Source organism: Bradyrhizobium mercantei (assembly GCF_001982635.1).
In the GTDB taxonomy this organism is placed as follows: domain Bacteria; phylum Pseudomonadota; class Alphaproteobacteria; order Rhizobiales; family Xanthobacteraceae; genus Bradyrhizobium; species Bradyrhizobium mercantei.
In genome coordinates, this window is the sequence record NZ_MKFI01000007.1 from 370131 (window position 1) to 388209 (window position 18079).

An 18079-nucleotide genomic window follows, 5' to 3' on the forward strand; every position below is an offset into this window, starting at 1 on the left:
AGCAAGCCGGAGGCGCCTCCGATCTCGGACATCAATGACCGATCCTTGCCGGCGCGGGCGGGCCATAGACCTCGGGCTTCTCGACCTTCTCCCGATCACCGGCGAGCACGCGCTGCACGCTGACGAAGAACACCGGCACCAAGAGCAGCGCGAGGATGACGACGGCGATCATGCCGCCCATCACCGAGGTGCCGAGCGCCTGCTGGCTGGCGCCACCGGCGCCGGTCGCGATCGCCATCGGCAGCACGCCGCAGACGAAGGCCAGGCCGGTCATCAGGATCGGGCGGAATCTGAGGCTGCACGCCTCGATGGTCGCCTCGACCAGCGGCTTGCCCTGCGCGCGCAGATCCTTGGCGAACTCGATGATCAGAATCGCGTCCTTGGCCGCAAGGCCGATGATCGTGATCAGGCCGACGGTGAAATAGACGTCGTTGGACAGCCCGCGCAGCGTCGCCGCCACCACGGCGCCGAGAATGCCGAGCGGAATGGTCAGCAGCACCGCGAGCGGAATGGTCCAGCTCTCGTAGAGCGCGGCGAGCAGCAGGAACACCACCAGCACCGAGAGCGCGAGCAGGAACGGCGCCTGCGAGCCCGACAGCTTCTCCTGCAACGACTGGCCGGTCCATTCATAGCCGAAGCCGCGCGGCAGCTTGTCGGCAAGCCGCTCCATCTCGGCGATCGCGTCGCCCGAGGTGAAGCCGGGCTTGGCCTCGCCGGAGATGCGCACCGCCGGATAGTAGTTGAAGCCCGCGATTTGAGTGGGTCCCTTCGACCATTCGATGGTGGCGAAGGCCGAGAACGGCACCAATTGCCCGCGGCTGTTCTTGACGTTGTAGTTCAGGATGTCATCCGCATTCATGCGGCTGGTCTTGTCGGCCTGCACGATGACGCGCTGCATGCGCCCGCGGTTCGGGAAGTCGTTGATGTAGTTCGAGCCGAGATTGGTCGAGATCGTGTTGTTGATGTCCTCGAAGGTGAGGCCGAACGCGCCGGCCTTCTCGCGGTCGATCATCAGATTGACCTGCGGCGCCGGCGGCAGGCCCTCGACATAGACCTTCTGCAACACAGGGCTGGCATTGGCCTCCGCGATCAGGCGGTCGGACGCCGCGATCAGCGCCGCATAGCCCTTCTGGCCGCGGTCCTGCAGGCGGAACGAGAAGCCCGAGGAGTTGCCGAGATTGTCGATCGGCGGCGGCTGCAATGCCGAGATCCTGGCGTCGCGGATCGACGACAGGTCGCGGTTGATGTCGGCGACGATGGCGGCGGCGGAATCCTTCGGGCCACGCTCCGACCAGTCCTTCAACGTGATGAAGGCCTGCGCGGTGTTCATGCCCTGGCCGAGGAAGCTGAAGCCGGTGAGGAACGTGACGTTCTCGATCCCTGCGCGATCCTTCAGATACTTCTCGACCTGCTCGACCGCAGCTTCGGTGCGCGCGTAGGACGATTCCGACGGCGTCTGCACGTCGGTGGTGATGAAGCCCTGGTCGTCGACCGGAAGGAAGCCGCCGGGCAGCCGCACGAAGCCGTAGGCAACGCCCGCGAACAGCACGAGATAGATCAGCATCAGGCGGCCGGTGCGCTTCAGCGAGCCCTGCACGGTGCGCGTATAGCCGGCGCGGCTATAGTCGAGCACGCGGTTGAACCAGCCGAACACGCCCTTGCGGGCATGGCCGCGGCCCTTCTCGACCGGCTTGAGCAAGGTCGCGCACAGCGCCGGCGTCAGCGACAGCGCGAGCAGCGCCGAGAACGCGATCGCCGCCACCATGGTGACCGAGAACTGGCGGTAGATGATGCCGACCGAGCCGGGGAAGAACGCCATCGGCACGAACACGGCCATCAGCACCAGCGTGATGCCGATGATGGCGCCGGTGATCTGCGACATCGCCTTTTTCGTGGCCTCCTTCGGCGGCAGGCCTTCCTCGGCCATGATGCGTTCGACGTTCTCGACCACGACGATGGCGTCGTCGACCAGGATGCCGACCGCCAGCACCATGCCGAACATGGTCAGCATGTTGATCGAGTAGCCCACGGCCATCAGCGTGGCGCAGGTGCCGAGCAGCGCCACCGGAACCACGATGGTCGGGATGATGGTGTAGCGGATGTTCTGCAGGAACAGGAACATCACGACGAACACCAGCACCACCGCCTCGACCAGCGTCATCAACACCTTCTTGATCGAAGCCTCGACCACCGGCGTGATGTTGTAGGGGATTTCGTAGCTGATATTGGCCGGGAAGAAGCGCGACAGCTCCTTCATCTTGGCTTCGACCGCGTTCGCGGTCGCCAGCGCATTGCCCTTCGGCGACAGCAGCACCGAGAGACCGGCGGTCGGCTTGCCGTCGAGACGGGTGTTGAACTGGTAGCTGAGGCCGCCGACCTCGATCCGCGCGACGTCGCGCAGGCGGACCGTCGAGCCGTCGGCATTGGCGCGCAGGATGATCGCGCCGAACTCGTCGGGCGAAGACAGCTGGCCCTTGACCAGCACCTGCGCGGAAATCTTCTGCGTGTCCGTGCTCGGCTCGGCGCCGATGCTGCCGGAGGCGACCTGGGCGTTCTGCGCCGTGATCGCCTTGTTGACGTCGTCGGCAGACAGGCCGTAGCCGACCAGCTTGGCCGGATCGATCCAGATGCGCAGCGAGCGCTCGGTCGAATACAGCGTGGCGCGGCCGACGCCGGGAATGCGGCGCACCTCGCCCAGCACGTTGCGGATCATGAAGTCGCCGAGGCCCACTTCATCCAGCGAGCCGTCGGTCGAGTTCAGCGTGATGATCTGCAGCACGGCGGAGGAAGCTTCCTCGACCAGGATGCCCTGCTGGATCACGGCGCGCGGCAGCCGCGCCTCGACGCGCTTGAGGCGGTTCTGCACCTCGACCGAAGCCTGGCTGGTGTCGGTGCCCGGCTTGAAGTTGGCGATGATCTCGACCTGACCGAGCGAGTCGGAGGTCGATTCGAAGTTCAGGATGTTGGCGGCGCCGTTGAGTTCCTCCTCGATCAGCCGCGTCACGCTGTTGTAGAGGTTCTCCGGCGACGCGCCGGGATAGCTCGTCGAGATCGAGATCGAGGGCGGCGCGATGATCGGATATTGCGCGACCGCGAGCAGCGGGATCGAGATCGCGCCGATCAAACAGATGAACAGCGCGACGACCCAGGCGAAGATCGGCCTGTCGATGAAGAAGCTGGGCATGTCGGATCACCGCACCGCGTGCGCGGTCTGAGGCGAATCCGACTGTGCCGCAGCGGCGTCGATCTCACGCCAGGCGAGCGGCCGGACCTTGTCACCGGCGGCGAATTTCTGGAAGCCCTCGACCACGACCTTGTCGCCGGCCTTGAGACCTTCGCTCACGAACCATTGGCCGCCCTGCAGCGAGCCGGTGCGCACCGGCTGCACCGCGACGTGATTGTCGTTCTTGACGACGAACACCTCGCTGCCGCCGCCGCCATTGCGCTGGATCGCCTGCTGCGGCACGGCGATCGCGTCGGAGTCGATGCCCTGCTCGATCAACACGCGGACATACATGCCCGGCAGCAGGATGCGATGCGGATTCGGGAACTCGCCGCGCAGGGTGACTTGCCCGGTATAGGCGTCGACCTTGGCGTCGGAAAACAGCAGCTTGCCGGGCAGCGGATAGATCGAGCCGTCGTCGAGCACGAGACGCACCTTCATCGCGTCGGGCGCGATGCGGTCAAGATCGCCGCTCTCGAAGGCGCGGCGGAGCTGGTTCATCTCGGTCACCGACTGCTGGAAGTCGGCATAGATCGGATCGAGCTGCTGGATGGTCGCAAGGCTCGCGGAATCGTTCTGCACCACGAGCGCGCCCTCGCTGATCACGGCCGCACCGATGGTGCCGTCGATCGGCGCACGGATCGTCGCGTAGTCCAGGTTGAGCTTGGCACGCGCGACGTCGGCCTCGCGGCCCTGCACGTCGGCTTCGGCCTGCTTCAAATTGGCGATCGCCTTCTCGTTCTCGGCCTCCGAGGTCGCGCGCTGCTGGGTGAGGGTCGCGATACGGCGGGCCTGCAACGCGGTCTGCTCGAGCACGGCCTTGGCGCGCGCCAGCGCCGCCTCGGTCGACTGCAATTCGACCTCGAACGGGCGCGGATCGATCTGGTACAGCGGATCGCCGACCTTCACCTCGCTGCCCTGATGGAACATGCGGTTGACGACGATGCCCGAAACGCGCGGGCGCACCTCGGAGACGCGGGTCGGAGCGATGCGGCCCGGCAGCTCACGCACCATCGCGCGGGCCTGCGGCTTCACGGTGACGACACTGACGTCCGGCTCGGGAGCTTGTACGGCGGCGGTTGCGGAATTCGGTTCGTCGCAACCAGCAAGCAATGGCGCCGTCACGGCCAGCATCAGAGCAATGCATGCCGATTGCGCGCGAAGTCCAGACATTGAGATGATCGCCCCTGTTGCGGTTGGAATAAACAAATGGCGGCCCACAGCGGCACCGCTCCTGCCGCCAAAAATAAATCCTGCTTGCTGCGACGCAATGCGTTTGTCGGGCGGCTCAATGTCACACAAACCTATCGCTCTGATTTCGCGGCATGTTTTGTCGACTCACCGGATTGTGAGCGGGTTCCATCGGAGGCTGTGGGAATGCGTTAAGGACTGCAGGAGCGGGAACGTGGCCTTTTGTCTGCGCGGAATGTCGCAGATTACCAACTCGTCATGCGTGGGCGCGCGAATCGGCGATCGCCGCCGCCGACCGCCGCGCATCCCACCCCGCGGTGCACGGCGCGTTCGTCGCGCGATCTGCGCGCGGGATTGGCAGCTTCTGCACACGCAGATGCGCCGTCACCCCGGACAGCCGCGCAAAGCGGCAACAGTCCACTCCGTATCAACCCGAGGTCTGCCGACAGCCCTTGGAATCGGCTTTCCTCACTCTGCCGCTGTGCCATATTGCTGGCAGATGCGGCCTTCGCGAACGGATGACCCGGCAATGCCCCCTTCCCGATCCGAGATGGAGATCGAACTGAGCAAGCTGTCCTCGCCCAGGATCTTCCTGGTGCGGATGCTGGTGTTCCTGGTGCTCTGCGGCCTGGTCGGGGTCGTGCTGTACAAGCAGATCGTGACCGCTTTCTTCGCCAATCCCGGGCTGAACGCCCTGATCGGCGCGGTGTTGCTGATCGGCGTCATCCTGGCGTTCCGCCAGGTGATCCGGCTCTATCCTGAAGTGGCCTGGGTCAATAATTTCCGCATCGCCGATCCGGGCCTTGCGATCGAGCGCCGTCCGACGCTGCTTGCCCCGATGGCCGCGATCCTCGGCGGCGAGCGCACGGGCCGGATGTCGATCTCACAGCAGACCATGCGGCATCTCCTGGATTCGATCGCAACCCGCCTGGATGAAGCCCGCGACATCTCGCGCTACATGACCGGCCTCTTGGTGTTCCTCGGCCTGCTCGGCACCTTCTGGGGCCTGATCGAGACCGTGGGCTCGGTCGGCAAGGTGATCGACGGGCTCAAGGTCGGCGGCGACGCCGGCGCGCTCTTCGATACGCTGAAGGAGGGCCTTGCCGCCCCGCTCGGCGGCATGGGCATCTCGTTCTCGTCCTCGCTGTTCGGCCTTGCCGGCTCGCTGATCCTCGGCTTCCTCGACCTGCAATCGAGCCAGGCCCAGAACCGCTTCTACACCGACCTCGAGGACTGGCTCGCCACCACCGTACGCGGCATTTCCGGCGAGGGCGCCGGTGCCGGCGGCGCCGATTTGCAGGGCGCGATCGACCGGCTGCGAGCCACCTTCGAGGAAGGCGGCGCCGGCGGCAGCGGCCGCAACACCACGGCGGCGATGGCCAATCTTGCCGAGGCGATCCAGGGGCTGGTTGCGCATATGCGCACCGAGCAGCAGATGATCCGCGAATGGGCCGACGGCCAGGGCGAGCAGAACCGCGAGATCAAGCGGCTGCTCGAACGCCTCGCCCGCCAGCCCGAGAAGAGCTAGCCGGGGAGCAAGCCCCAGGAGAAATTCATGGCCCTCGCCCGCTCGCGCCGCAGCGAATCCGGCTTCAACTACTGGCCCGGCTTTGTCGACGCGCTGTCGACGCTGGTGCTCTCGATCGTGTTCCTGCTGTCGGTGTTCCTCGTCGTGCAATTCTTCCTGTCGCAGGAGGTCACCGGCAAGGACAAGGCGCTGGAGCAGCTCACCGCCAAGATCGCCCAGCTCAACGACCTCTTGTCGCTGGAGAAGCTCTCCAAGCTGACGCTTGACGACCAGGTGGCGCAGTTGCGCGCCGGCCTCGCCTCCGCTGAAGGCGAGCGCGACCGCATGAAGGGGCTCTATGAAGGGCTCGCCAATTCCGGCAACGACGCGCAGGGCCGCGCCAACGAGCTCAACAAGGCGCTGGAGTCCGAGAAGGGCGTGTCGTCGCGCGCGCTGGCGCAGATCGAGGTGCTGAACCAGCAGATCAGCGCGCTGCGGCGCCAGCTCGCGGCGCTCGAGGAGGCGCTCGACGCCTCCGAGAAGCGCGACAAGGAATCGCAGAACCGCATCGCCGACCTCGGCCAGCGCCTCAACGTCGCGCTGGCGCAGCGGGTGCAGGAGCTGTCGAAATATCGCTCGGAATTCTTCGGTCGGCTGCGCGCGATCCTCGGCAACCGCCCCGATATCCGCATCGTCGGCGACCGCTTCGTATTCCAGTCCGAAGTGTTCTTCGACACCGGCCAGGCGACCCTGCTGCCGGAGGGCAAGACCGAGCTCGATACGGTGGCGAACGCGCTGATCGACCTCGACAAGCAGATTCCGCCCGAGATCGCCTGGGTGCTGCGGGTCGACGGCCACACCGACGTGCGGCCGATCACCAACAGCCCGCTGTTCAAGTCGAACTGGGAATTGTCCTCGGCGCGCGCGATCTCGGTCGTGCAATACCTGATCTCGCTCGGCGTGCCGGCGCAGCGTCTGGTCGCGGCGGGTTTCGCCGAATTCCAGCCGCTGGACACCGCACAGACCGAAGACGCCTACAAGCGCAACCGCCGCATCGAGCTGAAGCTGACGGAGAAGTAAGGCAGCGGTGGTCAACCGCTCCGGCTCTAACCATCCGTCGTCCCTGCGAAAGCAGGGACCCATAACCACCGCATTCGGCGATGAACGGGATCGCGGCCCCAGCGTCGCGCAACAATCGAGATTTGGGGCAATGGGTCCTGGCTTGCGCCAGGACGACGGCGGCGGATGGTTCTCGACTCGCGATGTCAAACAACGCGGTGTCATCAACCGCGAAAGCGGGTGATCCAGTATTCGAGAGACAGCAGTGATTGAGCCGAGAGGCCGCGGCGTACTGGATCGCCCGGTCGAGCCGGGCGATGACAGGTGTAGCTGGGGACACAGGCGCGCGCGTCGCGTATTGACCGATGTGCTCAGCGCCCAACCATCCCGAGCAATTGCTCCGGATAGCGCGCGCCCTGCACCTCGACCGCGGCGACGGCCTTGGCGATGTCGGCGAGATCGGCGGCGGTCAGTTCGACGCGCGCCGCGCCGATGTTTTCCGCGAGCCGATCGAGCTTCGTGGTGCCCGGGATCGGCACGATCCACGGCTTCTGCGCGAGCAGCCAGGCCAGCGCGATCTGGGCCGGCGTCGCGCCCTTGCCGGCGGCGATCTGGCCGAGCTGATCGACCAGCGCCTGGTTGGCGCGGCGCGCCTCCGGCGTGAAGCGCGGCACCAGGTTGCGGAAGTCGTCGCTCGCGAACGTCGTGGACGCGCTGATCGCACCGGTGAGAAAGCCGCGGCCGAGCGGGCTATACGGTACGAAGCCGATGCCGAGCTCTTCCAGCAGCGGCAGGATCTCCGCTTCGACCCCGCGCTCCCACAGCGAATATTCGCTCTGCAAGGCCGTAACCTTCTGCACCGCGTGGGCGCGGCGGATGGTCTGCACGCCGGCCTCCGACAGGCCGAAATGGCGGACCTTGCCGGCGGCGATCAGGTCCTTCACGGCGCCGGCGACATCCTCGATCGGCACCGCGGGATCGACCCGGTGCTGGTAGAACAGATCGATGACGTCGACGTTCAGCCGCTTCAGCGAGGCGTCTGCGACCGCCTTGATGTGCTCGGGCCGGCTGTTCAGCGAGCGATGCCGCTCGGCCATCGAGCCGATATCGAAGCCGAACTTGGTGGCGATCACGACCTGGTCGCGGACCGGCGCCAGCGCCTCGCCGACCAGCTCCTCATTGACGAACGGGCCATAGACCTCGGCGGTGTCGAACAAGGTGACGCCGCGCTCGACGGCGGCACGGATCAGGGCAACGCCCTGCTGCTTCTCCAGTGCCGGGCCGTAGGCGAAGCTGAGGCCCATGCAGCCGAGGCCGATCGCCGAAACCTCGAGGTTGCTGTTGCCGAGTTTGCGCTTCTGCATGATGTCTCTCCGCATCGATGACTGGAATGGGTCGCTGCGGGATTTAAGACGTGCACCGGCGGGCCATTAGACGTAAAAATCGGGATGAACTTATGAGCTGGATTCATCAATGCCGCGGCATGACGTCAATGACCTGATCGCCTTCCTCGCCGTCGCGCGCGACCGCAGCTTCACCCGCGCGGCAGCAAGGCTCGGCGTGTCGCAATCGGCGCTCAGCCACACCATGCGCGCGCTCGAGGAGCGGCTGGGCGTCCGGCTCCTGACCCGCACCACGCGCAGCGTCGCGCCGACCGCGGCCGGCGAACGGCTGCTGGAGGGCATCGGCCCGCGCTTCGAGGAGATCGAGGCCGAGCTATCAGCGCTGAGCGCCTTGCGCGAGAAGCCCGCCGGCACCATCCGCATCAACGCCGGCGAGCACGCGGCCGAGACGATCCTGTGGCCGGCGCTGGCCGAATTCCTGCCGCGCTATCCCGACATCAAGGTGGAGCTGAGCGTCGACAACGGGCTCGCCAACATCGTCGCGGAGCGTTTTGACGCCGGCGTTCGCCTCGGCGAACAGCTCGCAAAGGACATGATCGCGGTACGGATCGGACCGGATTTCCGCATGGTCGTGGTCGGCGCGCCGGCCTACTTCAAGCGGTGCGAGCGCCCGAAACGGCCGCAGGACCTGACCCAGCATGCCTGCATCAACATTCGCCTGCCGACCCACGGCGGCATCTATGCCTGGGAATTCGAGCGGCGCGGCCGCCCGCTCAAGGTCCGCGTCGACGGACAATTGGTGTTCAACAGCACCACATTGCGGATCAAGGCGGCGCTGGCCGGCCTCGGGCTCGCCTATGTCTCCGAGGACCAGGTGCGCGCGCAGATCGCCAAGGGACAGTTGATTCAGGTGCTCGACGACTGGTGCGCGCCGTTTCCCGGCTATCACCTCTATTACCCGAGCCGGCGGCAGTCCTCACCCGCCTTTGTGCTGCTGGTCGACGCGCTGCGCTACCGCGGCTGATCGTGGACCGCAGCCCGCCTGACGATGCCCAAAGTCCTCTCGCTCGAGGCGAAGCTCCGCGATCGTCGGCGATGGGCAATCACACGGATAATTGCTTCGCCATGGTGGCAGCTTCCGGAACGCTGCCGATGCAGATGACGTTACATATTATATATTGCATACGTAATCTCGCGGGCTTGGCGGACGTCTCGTCTCCATCGCGATCGTGCATACCGCTCCGGCCTCGCACCATCTCGGAACAGCACATGCTCAAGACCAGAATAGCCATCATCGTCGTAGCCGGCCTCATGCTCGCACCGGCCCAGTTGCTCGCACAGGCCAGCGGCGGCTCGCCTCTGCCGCCCAGGCCCGGCGACCGCGCCGCTCCATCGAATGGTGTCGGCGGAACCGCGCTGCCGACCCAGTCCGGCCAGCGCGTCGCACCGATCTCCGGCGTTGGCGGCGGTAGTGCGGCACCGGCTCTTCCCGGGAGTTCGGTGAGCACGAGCGGCAATGCCAATAATCCGACGGGACGCTGACCTCATCGGGCAGCTGCGCGCTCGCGTGAGCAATCCGCGACGTGTTCACCTGGGTTTCTGCGGCCGCAGCAAATGCCATGGAGAGCCGATAGGGTTGCGCGAGCGCCGCGATGCTCGCAAGTTCCATACGGGAGCCGCGGCCAAAACGTCTCCATCGAATCGCGCTACCGCCATTAACGCGACCTTAGCGGGTGTGTCCTAAAGCCTCGATTGGTTGGCCACTCGCCTTGATCGTGGGGCTCATTGATGGACGCGCTGGCGGCTTGGAACGGCACCAAGCTCAATAGAGGACCAGGAACGATCACGCTCGCGAAGTTCGGCGTCCATCTCTTCGTGATCGCATTCGCATCCGTGTACTACCTGGCCAACGGGCCGATCCTGCTTGGCCACCTTGATCTGGGATGGCACCTCGCCGCCGGCGACCTGATCAGGGACCGCGGCAACGTCCCCTTCCAGGATCCCTGGTCATTCACGCTCGGAGACAGGCAGTGGTATAATCTCTCCTGGCTCTGGGACGTGATCGCCAGCGTGCTGTTTCAGTACACGGGATATGCCGGCCTCACATTGGCGGTCGTTGCATGTGGCGCCGTGATCGCCGGATACCTGACGTCGATCACGCTGAACAGCGGCGCCTCGACACTCGCGGCCGGCATTTCGGTTCTCTCCGCCTGCCTGCTCTACCCCGCGTTCGTGACCGCCCCGAATTCGTACCTCTCCGCCTCGCCAAACACCTGCACCATGCTGTTCTGCGTGATCTTCTACGCGGAGTGCTTGAAGAGAACGCGATGGTACCTGCTGCCCGTGATGATGGTCCTCTGGGCCAATCTGCATGGCGGCTTCATGCTCGGGTTTCCCATCATCGGCATTTTTGGCGCCACGTGCATGCTCAGGCGCGACTGGGCGGGTCTCAGGATCTATGGCTTCGCGGCAGCCGGCTGCCTTGTCGCCGTCCTCGTCAATCCGCTCGGCTGGCACATCTACGACGGCGTCGCTACCACGCTGGGCCACTTCGCGCAGGCGCATATCACCGAGTGGTGGTCCTATTCCGCGAACTTCATGATGCCCGGCAGCATTCCGGGCATCGTCTATATCGCGCTATTTGTCGCGTTCGAGCTCCGCCACCCGCTTTCATCGCGCGCACCGCTGGAGTCGCGGCTGCTGTCCTGGCTGTTCCTGTTGCTGGGATTCTATCAATACCGGTACATGTCGTTCTTCTTCATGTTCGCGACGGTGCCGCTGGCGCTTCACATCGACCGGCTGCTGCCCAAACAGCTGAATGAGCTCAAGGCCCAACGCTGGCTGTCGGTCGCGGGCATCGTCGGAATGTGCGCCCTGCCGCTCACGCTGATGTATGTCAGGCCGGCGCTTGCGCTTCCGCAACTGCTGTCAGAGCAGGATGCGCGCTATCTTCAAACCCATTATCCGCATGCACGGCTTCTGAACCACTGGAACGTCGGCGGACTCTTGATCTTCTACACGCGGGGCACGGTGCCCGTGTTCATCGATGGCCGGTCGGCCACCGCCTATCCGGACGAGCTGCTGCGCGACTATTTCAGTCTGATCAAATGGGAGATCGATGAGACCGCCTGGGACGCCGTGCTCGACAAATACAAGATCGACACGGTGCTCTGGGTGAAGGTGCACGAACCTCTGAGGCGGTACCTCGTCGACAAGCGAGGGTGGACCGAGGAGTACGCGGGAACGGATGAGGTGATTTACGTGAAGCACTGACGCGGCCCGCGTCGAGCCTTGCGGCTACACCGCGCCGGCGGGCTCGGCGGCTGGTTCGTCCGGCTCGGCTTCCGCAGTGATGAATTTGAGCCCGTAGGTCTTGCCGCGGCGCCAGACCACCTCGCAAGGATAGCGCTTGGCATGATCGGCAAGCAGCGTCAGCGCAAGGCGATCCTTCACCTCGAACTCGACTTCGGTCGTGATCTTGGCGCCGCCGGGCGAGATGTCGATCACGGCGCAGGCGTTCTCGGTCACGCCGTCATCGATCGTGATCCACGCCGCACGGTTGTTGAGCTGCCGCCGCGGCTCGCGACTGACCTTGATCCGTGCTCCGTTGCTCGCCATCGTCTCGTCCTTGAAGACATTGGTCATTGAAAATGTGGAGACCGCGCAGGTCGATCGACGCGCCCGGCACATAACCGCACGGGCCACAATGGACACGCCCCGTAAAGTCCGGCTTAGCGCGATCGCTTGAACTTTACCGGAATCTTGACGGGGCTTTTAGCAAACGGGGATTCTACAATTCCATCAGCGGGATACCGGCTGCGTTGGCGTTCCGGACCTTGACACCGCGACCGCACTGTTGGTGAAGTGGCGGCCGTGGCTTCGGCCGCATCCCTGCAACAAGAGCGCTTCAAGCCGCCCCTTCCAGACGGAAACGACCCATGCTTCTCCCCCTCGCCGACGTGCCGCGCTGGTATGCCGAACGCAAGCCCGCGGATGCGATCGCCATCAGTCACGGCGCGGATACGCTGACCTGGCAGCAGCTCGAACGCCGCGCCAATGCGCGGGCGCGCGCCTTCGCCGCCAAGGGCGTCAAGCCGGGCGACTTCGTCGCGATCGGGCTGCCCAACAGCAACGCATTCTTCGAGACCAGTTTCGCAGTGTGGAAATGCGGCGCGACGCCAACCTCGCTGTCGTGGCGGCTGCCGCGCGGCGAGGCCGCAGCGGTGCTCGAGATCCTGAAGCCGTCGCTGGTGGTCGGCGGCGAGGCCGACTGGAATGCGCCGAATTCGCTGCCGGTGAATTTCGTGCCGGAGGGATATTCCGAGGAGCCGCTCGATCCACCGGTCGCGCGCTACTGGAAGGCGATGACGAGCGGCGGCTCGACCGGACGGCCGAAGGTGATCCTCGATCACAACCCCGCCGTGATCGAAACCACGACGCCGCTGATGCTCGGAATTCCCCACGAGGCATCGCTGCTCAACCCGGGCCCGCTCTATCACAACGCGCCGTTCATCCTGGCGCACTCGGCGCTGTTCGGCGGCGGGCGGCTGACCGGCATGGTGAAGTTCGACGCCGAGGAGACGCTGCGGCTGATCGAGCGCGAGCGCGTGCAATGGGTCAACTTCGTGCCGACCATGATGCACCGGATCTGGGCGCTGCCCGAGGAGGTGCGCAACCGCTACGACGTCTCCAGCCTGCAGATCGTGTTTCACATGGCAGCCCCGATGCCGCCCTGGCTGAAGGAGAAGTGGATCGAATGGCTCGGGCCGGAGCGGGTGTGGGAGCTCTATGGCGGCACCGAGCGGCAGGGCGCCTGCGTGATCTCGGGGGTCGAATGGATGGCGCACAAGGGCTCGGTCGGCAGGATCGGCGAGACCGCGCGCTTGCGCATCATCGGCGAGGACGGCAACGACGTCGCGCCGGGCGAGACCGGCGAGATCTACTTCCTGCCGAATGACGGCGCCGGCTCCACCTATCACTATCTCGGCGCCACGCCGAAGCGGCGGGCCGACGGCTGGGAATCGCTCGGCGATATCGGCCGGCTCGATGAAGAGGGCTATCTCTATCTCGGCGACCGGCTCGCCGACATGGTGCTGCGCGGCGGCGCCAACATCTATCCTGCCGAGGTCGAGGCCGCGGTCAGCGAGCATCCCGAGGTTCGCTCCTGCGTCGTGGTCGGATTGCCCGATCCCGAATTCGGCCAGCGCGTGCATGCGATCCTCGAACTCGCCGACGACGCCGATGCGCAAGCGATCGCCGACGGCATGGGCGATTTCCTCAAGGACCGGCTGAGCCGCTACAAGCATCCGGAAAGTTTCGAGCGCGTCGGCACCGCGCCGCGCGATGATTCCGGAAAGGTCCGCCGTACCATGCTGCGCGACGAGCGCGCCGCGTGGATCAAGGACAACCGCGCCTTCCGCATCATGCCGACGCGCGCGAAGGCATGATCCGGAAAAGTACGAAGCGGTTTTCCGAAAAACATCATGCCCGAACAAGGAACTAAGGCGCGATGAGAAATCTCATCGCGCTTCAGAAGCGAATAGGTTCAATTTGACTTGCGAGGGGCAGGTCTGCACGCCAGATGAGCTGTGCAGGCCGCCGCGCAGGGTATATCATTCCACCTTCCCTGCCGGCAGAACCTCTGATTACCATGAGGTTCCAGCACGCTGCACGCCAGGAGATCCCAGATGCCCTCCACGACCGAATGGAAAGTGCCAGCGGCCTTTCAGCCCCGCCCCGAGGATTATCGCTATGACCTCGATCGTGCACTGATGAGCGTGGTCGGGCTGCATTCGATCATTCCGCCTGATGCCTTCAGCGCCGAGACGCTCGGCACCGAGCGCACCGGCAACGGCGTGCTGATCGACGACGGGCTGGTGCTGACGATCGGCTATCTGATCACCGAGGCCGCCACGGTATGGCTGCATCTCGGCGACGGCCGCGCGGTCGAGGGCCACGCGCTCGGCTTCGATTTCGAATCCGGCTTCGGCCTGGTGCAGGCGCTCGGCAGGCTCGACATCGATCCGCTGCCGATCGGCTCGTCGGCGGCGACGCAGGTCGGCGACAATGTGGTGCTCGGCGGCGCCGGCGGCCGCACGCGATCGGTGGCAAGCCAGATCGCGGCGAAGCAGGAATTCGCCGGCTACTGGGAATATCTGCTCGACGAGGCGATCTTCACCTATCCGTCGCACCCGAACTGGGGCGGCACCGGGCTGATCAACAATGCCGGCGAGCTGATCGGCATCGGCTCGTTGCAGCTCGAGCGCGAGCGCACCGGACGCGCCGAGCATGTCAACATGATCGTGCCGATCGATCTGCTCAAGCCGGTGCTGAATGACCTGCGCAGGTTCGGCCGCGTCGACAAGCCGGCACGGCCATGGCTCGGCATGTACACGACCGAGATCGACAACCGCCTCGTCGTGGTCGGCGTCGCCAGCAAGGGACCGGCGGCGCGCGCCGAATTGAAGACCGGCGACGTGATCCTCGCGGTCGACGGCGACAAGGTGACGAGCCAGACCGGCTTCTATCGCAAGCTCTGGTCGCTCGGCGCGGCCGGCGTCGACGTGCCGCTGACCGTCTACCACGAGGGCGTCACCTTCGACGTCACGCTCACCTCGATCGACCGCATGAAGCTGTTGAAGGCGCCGCGGCTGCACTAGAGCAAAAATGGAAGAGGCAGCAGCGATGAGCGAGGCCGTGGTTGACGACATCGTGGCCGTGCTGCCGCCATTGTTGCAGACGCTGGAATCGCTGTCCTTTGTCGCGCGCAACCTCAATCCGCCGGACTTCGACCGCGTGATGCAGATCGCCGGCGAACCCGAGGAGGCGTTGCAGGCGGCACGGCCGCGACTGGCCGGCTGGCCGGAAAAATTCGCGCACATCAAGACCGCGCTGGAGGCTGCGATCGAACCGGCACTGGCAGGCTATGCGGGCTTACGCGCGGTGCAGAATGGTGAGGGCGATCTGGTCAGCGTGTTCCGCGCGCTGCGCTATCTGCCAAGGGCGCAAGAAGCGCTGTATCCCTTGACCGAGCTGCCGCCGGTCAGCGGCTTCTTCATCGTGCCCGATCTGCGCGAGGACGCCGACCTTCAGGCGAAGCTCGCGGCTACGCCCAACGCCGACACCGGCATCTTCCATGAACGCAACGAACCGGGCAGCCGCGGCGGCTTCTCGATGTATGTGCCGGAATATTACACGCCGGATCGCACCTGGCCGCTGGTGATGGCGCTGCACGGCGGCAGCGGCAACGGCCGCTGCTTCCTGTGGAGCTGGCTGCGCGATGCGCGCAGCCGCGGCGCGATCCTCGTGGCGCCGACCGCGACCGGCCAGACCTGGGCGCTGATGGGCGAGGACAGCGACACGCCGAACCTCAACCGCATTCTCGACGAGGTACGCGCGCGCTGGAAGATCGACGAGACGCGCATGCTTTTGACCGGGATGAGCGACGGCGGCACGTTCAGCTATGTGAGCGGGCTCGACGGTGCCTCGCGCTTCACGCATCTGGCGCCGGTCGCGGCGACGTTCCATCCGCTGATGGCCGAGATGGCCGATGCGGAACGGCTGCGCGGCTTGCCGATCTTCATCACCCACGGCAAGCTCGACTGGATGTTCCCGGTGCAGACCGCGCGGCAGACCCAGGGCCTGCTGTCGGCCGCCGGCGCCAGGGTGACCTATCGCGAGATCGACGATCTCAGCCACACCTATCCGCGCGAGATCAATGCGGAGATTTTTCGCTGGCTGAACGGCGAGTTGGCCGCCGGGGCGTGATGCGCCCCTCTCTCCCCGTCACCCTGAGGAGCGCGAAGCGCGTCTCGAAGGGTCGACGGCCCCGCTGCGGCCGTGTGGCCGCATCGGGGCCATGCATCCTTCGAGGCTCACTCCGTTCGCACCTCAGGATGACGGTGATGGATCATGCGCGTGGTACGATTTTCGACGTTGGCGTGGACAGAATGCACCCCGCTACTTGTTCACCCGCGGCTTGAGCAGGTCGGAAAAGCCGACCCGGTGCAGCATCTCGTTGCGGACCCGGTCGATCACGCCGAATGCCACTTCGGCACCGTCCTGAGTCGGATCGATGTGGACACGGAACGGCCGCTTACCGAACGGCGTGCCGACCACCTCGACGATCGCGTCCGCGACCAGCGACGCATCGGCATCCTCGGGCACGATCGCCGCGAACGCCTTCATGATCTCGTCGCCGAAACCGGCATAGGGACCGGCTTCATATTCGGCGACGCGGGCCTCGTCGGCGGGACGGCCGGAATGCGCGAAGTGATTGGTGCCGCCGGTGAAGGCACCCGGCACGATGATCGAGGTCTCGATGCCCCAGCGCGCGAGCTCGCGGGCATAGATCACCGCCATCGCGTCCATGCCGGCCTTCGCCGCGAAATACGGCGCGAGATAGGGCGGCGTGCCGCCGGCTGAAGAGCTGCTCGACACCCAGACCACAAGCCCCCTGCCCTGCTTGCGCAGCTGCGGCAGCGCCGCGCGATTGACGCGCTGGGTCGAGAGCACGTTGACGTCGTAGAGCTCGGCAAGCTGCTCCGGCGTGAACGCCTCCGCCGGACCAAACACCATGTGGCCGGCATTGTGCATCACGACGTCGAGGCGGCCCTCCTCGGCGACGATCTGCGCAATCGCTTTATCGACCGACGCCTGCGAGCCGACATCGAGCTCGAGCGAGCGCAGATCGACCTTGTTGTCGCGAGCGAACTCCTCGATATCGGCGACCGCCGCGGCGTTGCGGCCGGTGGTGTGGCGCATCGAGGCGTAGACAATGTGGCCGGCCTTGGCGAGCGCATTGGCGGTGAGGCGGCCGAAGCCGCTCGACGCGCCGGTGATGACGATGACCTGTTTCATGACACATATCCTTTGAAGTGGAGTTGAACGGGAGTTGGGTTGAAGGTGCGAGGGCGTCAGACCAGGCCGCCATTGGCGCGCAGGGTCTGGCCGTTGATCCAGGAGCCGTCGGGACCGGCGAGGAACGACACGGCGGAAGCGATGTCGTCGGGCGTGCCGAGCCGCTCCAGCGGGACCATCTTGGCGAAGCGGTCGATCAGCTCGTCCGACTTGCCGTGCAGAAACAGATCGGTCGCGGTCGGGCCCGGCGCGACCGCATTCACGGTGATGCCGCGGCCGCGCAATTCCTTGGACAGGATCGCAGTCAGCGACTCGATCGCCGCCTTGGTCGCGACATAGATGCCGTAGGTCTCGAGCCTTGTGCCGACGACGCTGGTCGAGAAATTGACGATACGTCCGCCGTTGCGCAGCCGCCGTGCCGCCTCGCGCATGGTGTTGAAGCTGCCCTTCAGGTTGACCGCGACCTGCTGGTCGAAGGCTGCATCGTCGCTGTCGGCGATCTTGCCGAGCTTCATGATGCCGGCGTTGTTGACCAGCACATCGACGCCGCCGAAAGCCGCTTCCGCCGCGTCGAACATGCCGCGCACCGCGTTGGGGTCGCTGACATCGGCCTTCGCGGTCAGCGCCCGGCCGCCGGCGGCCTCGATCCGGTCGGCCACCGCCTGGGCCGGCTTGGCGTCGCCGGAATAGTTGATGACGACGGTGAAGCCGTCCTTGGCGAGGCGTTCGGCAACCGCCGCGCCAATCCCGCGCGAGGCACCCGTCACCAGCGCTACCTTGTTGGTTTGGTTGGTCATTTTCAGTCTCCCATCAGTTGAGCGGCTAGTGCCGCGTTCGATGGGAAGACGCTACGCCTTGGCATTGACCGGATAATCAGGCATCTTCTGGCATCACTAT

14 protein-coding genes are annotated in these 18079 nt (G+C 65.5%); 8 read left to right on the plus strand and 6 right to left on the minus strand.

Going from position 1 to position 18079, the window contains the following annotated elements; genetic code table 11:
• Nucleotides 1-31: 31 nt before the first annotated feature.
• Both BI327_RS31570 and BI327_RS31575 read right to left on the minus strand, forming a co-directional pair.
• A complete protein-coding gene (locus tag BI327_RS31570) occupies nucleotides 32-3184 on the minus strand; it encodes a multidrug efflux RND transporter permease subunit (RefSeq protein WP_076865153.1) in 3153 nt (1050 codons plus the stop codon).
• A 6-nt stretch (nucleotides 3185-3190) separates the two neighbouring features.
• Nucleotides 3191-4396, minus strand: a complete 1206-nt coding sequence (locus BI327_RS31575; RefSeq protein ID WP_089025651.1) for an efflux RND transporter periplasmic adaptor subunit — start codon at nucleotides 4394-4396, stop codon at nucleotides 3191-3193.
• Between the two features lie 547 nt (nucleotides 4397-4943).
• On the opposite strand from BI327_RS31575, the gene BI327_RS31580 reads away from it, so the two are divergent.
• Nucleotides 4944-5942, plus strand: coding sequence for a flagellar motor protein MotA (locus tag BI327_RS31580; RefSeq protein ID WP_076865155.1), 999 nt, complete (start codon nucleotides 4944-4946; stop codon nucleotides 5940-5942).
• A 27-nt stretch (nucleotides 5943-5969) separates the two neighbouring features.
• Complete coding sequence (locus BI327_RS31585) at nucleotides 5970-7001, plus strand: peptidoglycan -binding protein (protein WP_076865157.1); 1032 nt, start codon at nucleotides 5970-5972, stop codon at nucleotides 6999-7001.
• Between the two features lie 350 nt (nucleotides 7002-7351).
• Here the strand turns inward: BI327_RS31585 and BI327_RS31590 are convergent, their stop codons facing one another.
• Entirely contained in the window at nucleotides 7352-8344 is a 993-nt protein-coding gene (locus BI327_RS31590; protein WP_076865159.1) for an aldo/keto reductase, read from the minus strand.
• Nucleotides 8345-8453: 109 nt separating this feature from the next.
• Between BI327_RS31590 and BI327_RS31595 the strand changes: the two genes are divergently transcribed.
• The 3 genes from BI327_RS31595 (at nucleotide 8454) to BI327_RS31605 (ending at nucleotide 11596) form a co-directional block, all read left to right on the plus strand.
• Nucleotides 8454-9347: a LysR family transcriptional regulator gene (locus BI327_RS31595; RefSeq protein WP_076865161.1), complete on the plus strand. Its 894-nt coding sequence runs from the start codon at nucleotides 8454-8456 to the stop codon at nucleotides 9345-9347.
• A gap of 245 nt (nucleotides 9348-9592) precedes the next feature.
• Complete coding sequence (locus BI327_RS41960; protein WP_143271721.1) at nucleotides 9593-9865, plus strand: hypothetical protein; 273 nt, start codon at nucleotides 9593-9595, stop codon at nucleotides 9863-9865.
• A gap of 246 nt (nucleotides 9866-10111) precedes the next feature.
• Nucleotides 10112-11596, plus strand: a complete 1485-nt coding sequence (locus BI327_RS31605) for a hypothetical protein (RefSeq protein ID WP_076865165.1) — start codon at nucleotides 10112-10114, stop codon at nucleotides 11594-11596.
• Nucleotides 11597-11620: 24 nt separating this feature from the next.
• Here the strand turns inward: BI327_RS31605 and BI327_RS31610 are convergent, their stop codons facing one another.
• Complete coding sequence (locus tag BI327_RS31610) at nucleotides 11621-11941, minus strand: PilZ domain-containing protein (protein ID WP_076865499.1); 321 nt, start codon at nucleotides 11939-11941, stop codon at nucleotides 11621-11623.
• 320 nt (nucleotides 11942-12261) lie between these two features.
• Between BI327_RS31610 and BI327_RS31615 the strand changes: the two genes are divergently transcribed.
• The 3 genes from BI327_RS31615 to BI327_RS31625 all read left to right on the plus strand — a co-directional run bounded on the left by BI327_RS31615 (nucleotide 12262) and on the right by BI327_RS31625 (nucleotide 16090).
• Nucleotides 12262-13770 carry an AMP-binding protein gene (locus BI327_RS31615; RefSeq protein ID WP_076865166.1) on the plus strand — a complete coding sequence of 503 codons (1509 nt, stop codon included), beginning with the start codon at nucleotides 12262-12264 and terminating at the stop codon, nucleotides 13768-13770.
• A 240-nt stretch (nucleotides 13771-14010) separates the two neighbouring features.
• Complete coding sequence (locus tag BI327_RS31620) at nucleotides 14011-14982, plus strand: S1C family serine protease (protein ID WP_076865168.1); 972 nt, start codon at nucleotides 14011-14013, stop codon at nucleotides 14980-14982.
• 25 nt (nucleotides 14983-15007) lie between these two features.
• Nucleotides 15008-16090, plus strand: a complete 1083-nt coding sequence (locus BI327_RS31625) for a carboxylesterase family protein (protein ID WP_076865171.1) — start codon at nucleotides 15008-15010, stop codon at nucleotides 16088-16090.
• A gap of 192 nt (nucleotides 16091-16282) precedes the next feature.
• Here the strand turns inward: BI327_RS31625 and BI327_RS31630 are convergent, their stop codons facing one another.
• Both BI327_RS31630 and BI327_RS31635 read right to left on the minus strand, forming a co-directional pair.
• Complete coding sequence (locus BI327_RS31630; RefSeq protein WP_076865173.1) at nucleotides 16283-17182, minus strand: SDR family oxidoreductase; 900 nt, start codon at nucleotides 17180-17182, stop codon at nucleotides 16283-16285.
• A 56-nt stretch (nucleotides 17183-17238) separates the two neighbouring features.
• The gene (locus tag BI327_RS31635; RefSeq protein WP_076865175.1) at nucleotides 17239-17979 is read right to left on the minus strand and encodes an SDR family oxidoreductase; all 741 of its coding nucleotides are present in this window, start codon (nucleotides 17977-17979) and stop codon (nucleotides 17239-17241) included.
• Between the last annotated feature and the right edge of the window lie 100 nt (nucleotides 17980-18079).